Annotated in this window: 4 protein-coding genes; 2 read left to right on the forward strand and 2 right to left on the reverse strand. The window is 63.1% G+C overall.

The genetic code is table 11. The features are described from left to right. Positions 1-1,184: tRNA 2-thiouridine(34) synthase MnmA (gene mnmA / locus AC1DX0_RS33005; protein ID WP_477358561.1), on the reverse strand; the 1,184-nt coding region annotated here is incomplete at its 3' end. Positions 1,185-1,471: 287 nt separating this feature from the next. On the opposite strand from mnmA, the gene sciP reads away from it, so the two are divergent. Then, a complete protein-coding gene (gene sciP, locus AC1DX0_RS33010) occupies positions 1,472-1,747 on the forward strand; it encodes a CtrA inhibitor SciP (protein WP_013529904.1) in 276 nt (91 codons plus the stop codon). Positions 1,748-1,887: 140 nt separating this feature from the next. Here the strand turns inward: sciP and AC1DX0_RS33015 are convergent, their stop codons facing one another. Beyond that, entirely contained in the window at positions 1,888-2,814 is a 927-nt protein-coding gene (locus tag AC1DX0_RS33015; protein ID WP_477358563.1) for an NADP-dependent oxidoreductase, read from the reverse strand. An 89-nt stretch (positions 2,815-2,903) separates the two neighbouring features. Here AC1DX0_RS33015 and AC1DX0_RS33020 point away from each other — a divergent pair, with 89 nt between their 5' ends. After that, positions 2,904-3,296: a winged helix-turn-helix transcriptional regulator gene (locus tag AC1DX0_RS33020; protein ID WP_477219859.1), complete on the forward strand. Its 393-nt coding sequence runs from the start codon at positions 2,904-2,906 to the stop codon at positions 3,294-3,296. Positions 3,297-3,466: the final 170 nt, after the last annotated feature.

Here is a 3,466-nt window from a genome sequence, read left to right on the forward strand (position 1 = left end):
GCCGGAACCTGTGCCGGCCTTGCCGCAAGCTTCGTCAGCATGGCTTCGGCCTCGGCGCCGCGCTCGGAGCGCTCGATGAAGCCGCCGCCGAAGATGCGGGCTTCGTTGCCGTCATCGGAATAGAGCACGCAGGCCTGTCCGGGCGCGATACCGGACTCGCCGTCGGCCAGTTCGACCGACGTCACGCCTGCCGCGTGGCGCAGCACCGCCGGGCGTGGCGGCCGGGTCGAGCGGACCTTGGCGAACAGTTCGAGGCCGCTGGCCGGAACATCAGCCAGGGCATCGTCACCCAACCAGTTCATGTTGCGCAGAAAAATCTTGTGCGTCTCCAGCGCTTCGCGCGGGCCAACCACGACGCGGGCCCGTTCGGCGTCGAGATGGACGACGTAGAGCGGCTCGCCCGACGCAATGCCGATGCCGCGGCGCTGGCCGATCGTGTAGCGCAATATGCCCTCATGGCGGCCGAGCACGCGGCCGTCGATGTGGACGATGTCGCCCGGATTGGCGGCGGTCGGCTTCAGCTTGGCGATGATGTCGGAATATTTGCCTTGCGGCACGAAGCAGATGTCCTGGCTGTCCTGCTTGGCGGCCACCGTCAGCCCCATCTCCTCGGCGATGGCGCGAACCTGCGGCTTCGACAGGCCGCCCAGGGGAAAGCGCAGATAGTCGATCTGCGCCTGCGTGGTGGCGAACAGGAAATAGCTCTGGTCGCGGTCAGCATCGACCGGCCGGTAGAGCGCGCGGTGGGCGCCATTGGCGCCGGAGCGGATATAGTGGCCGGTGGCGAGCGCATCGGCGCCMAATTCCTTGGCGGTGGCCAGGAGATCGGCGAACTTGACCGTCTGGTTGCAGGARACGCAAGGGATCGGGGTCTCGCCGGCGACATAGCTCTCGGCGAAGGGGTCGATGACCGCCTTGCGGAAGCGCTCTTCATAGTCGAGCACGTAATGCGGGATGCCGAGCRTCTCGGAGACGCGGCGGGCATCGTCGATGTCCTGTCCGGCGCAGCATGAACCGGCCCGGTGGGTCGCGGCGCCGTGATCGTAGAGCTGCAAGGTGACGCCGACGACATCATAGCCYTCGCGCTTSARCAGGCCGGCGACCACGGACGAATCCACGCCGCCCGACATGGCGACGACAATGCGGGTGTTTTCGGGGCGTCCGGGAAGGTCGAGACTGTTCATGATGCTTTCATTCTGCGCGGCGTCTGAATGCCAATGTCGAGAATATAGGTCAAGCTTTCCGGCGACGCCAGCTTGCAAGGCGATCGACGGAAAGCCAGCCATCCGCGATGGGCCGGATTTTTCCCAGCCGATTCAAGGCTTCCAGCGCGATGTTTCAAATGCCTGCGAAAAGACTAACGCGGCGTTCACGATCCTTACCTAGTCATTAGGGTCTGCTTAGGCAATTTTTAAAGCTGTGGCGGTAACGTGGCGGGGATTGGGTCTTTGAGTTTTTTGTAGAGAGTACGATGACCGATCTGGTTAGACCTAGAGTCAAGTATGTTATTGGGCCTGACGGCAGCCCTCTTACGATTGCCGATCTGCCGCCGACGAACACGCGTCGCTGGGTTATCCGGCGCAAGGCGGAAGTCGTCGCGGCGGTGCGCGGCGGGCTTTTGAGCCTCGACGAGGCATGCCAGCGCTACAAGCTGACCACCGAGGAATTCCTGTCCTGGCAGGCGTCGATCGACGAATATGGCCTTGCCGGGCTGCGCACCACGCGCATCCAGCAATACCGGCACTAGGCTTTTGCTTTGACGCAATTCCCAAGGGAAATCGCCACACTTTTCCTGGAATTGCTTTAGGGCGGACCTGAATATGATCAAAGGGCGCGGCACTCCGCGCCCTTTGCGTTTTTCGAAGTTCGTTTTAGTCCTTTTCGCGCTCAGACCGTCAGCGCCACTTTGCCGATCGGCTTGGTGGCGAGAAAGGCGTGGGCGGCACCGGCCTCTTCGAGCGGGAAGCTCTTTGCCACGTGGACGGTGAGCTTGTTCGCGTCGATCAATCGGCCAAGTTCCAAAAGGCCTTCGCGGTCAGGCACGACGGACATGCGCTCGACCCGGATGTCGCGTGCGCTGGCCAGCGCCCTGGTGGTGTCGCTCAGGTTCAGCAAGGACACCAGCACGCCGCCATTCCTGAGGACCTTCAGCGAGCGTTCGGCGTGCTCGCCGCCCATTGGCTCCAGCACCAGATCGATGTCGCTGATGCGGCTGGTAAAATCGCCTTGGGTGTAGTCGATGACCTCGTCGGCGCCGAGCTTGCGGACGAAATCGATCTTGTTGGGGCTGGCGGTGGCGATGACATAGGCGCCGCGCGCCTTGGCGATCTGCACGGCCAGATGGCCGACGCCGCCGGCCGCGGCATGGATCAGCACGCGCTGGCCCGATTTCAGTCCGCCATGGCGGACAAGGCCCTGCCAGGCGGTCAGGCCGGCCAGCGGCAATGCGCCTGCCTGGATGTGGTCCGCCGCCTTCGGCTTCAGGGCGATCTCATCGGCGGGCGTGGCGACCAGTTCGGCGTAAGCGGCCGCCTGCTTGGGGAAGCGCGGCATGCCGAACACCTCGTCGCCGACCTTGAAGTCGGTGACACCGGCGCCGAGCGCCTCGACGGTTCCCGAAATATCCCAGCCGAGGATGAAAGGCGGCTCTCCGAGCAACTTGTAATTACCGGCGCGGACGGAGCCATCGACCGGATTGATGCCGGCTGCCTTGACGCGGACGAGCACTTCGCCCGGCTRTGCCGTCGGGTCGGGCTGGTCGGCAATGACAAGGACGTCGGGTCCGCCGACGGAATTCTGGATAACGGCACGCATGGGATGTCTCCTGCTTGGTTGGTGCCGCTATCATTTGGATAGTAATATTCTCTTGTCCAGTATGTACCTTCTTGATATATAGGTACCTCATGGATAGTGAAGACAACTTCGGCTATGATGCGTACCGGCGGACTTGTGCGTCGCACACCGTGCTSGAGATGCTGGCCAGCAAATGGGTCTACCTAGTGGTCTGCGCGCTGCGCAAAGGCCGGCTGCGCAATGGCGAGCTTGCCCGCAAGCTCGAAGGCATCACGCCCAAGATGCTGACGCAGACATTGCGGGTGCTGGAGCGTGACGGCCTGGTGCGGCGCGAGATATTTCCGGTCATTCCGCCGCGCGTCGAATATGAATTGACCGAGCTCGGCCAGAACCTCGCGGGACTGCTCACCCAGATCAGGGTATGGGCGGAACAGCACGCGCCTGACATCAAGGATGCCCGTGCCAGGGCGATTGCCGCAAATGAAGGGGATTGGGCCGCTTAGATCGGTGATCTCCGCGGCAATTCGGCGGGTGCGGTGCGGAAGCTATCGCCCGACGAGGTGTGCGCTCGCGGACATGCTGACGATCCGGATCTCGGCAGGTTTAGCCGATCATGGCGCTGCGGCCGCCGGTTTCGGCCTCGCGAATCTTGGTGTCGCGCGATTCCAGCATT

Source organism: Mesorhizobium sp. P3_A9 (assembly GCF_056402975.1).

What these genes read in the sequence shown, in the direction of transcription:
- sciP (WP_013529904.1), top strand. Translation starts at nt 1,472, where the DNA reads ATGACCGATCTGGTTAGACCTAGAGTCAAGTATGTTATTGGGCCTGAC.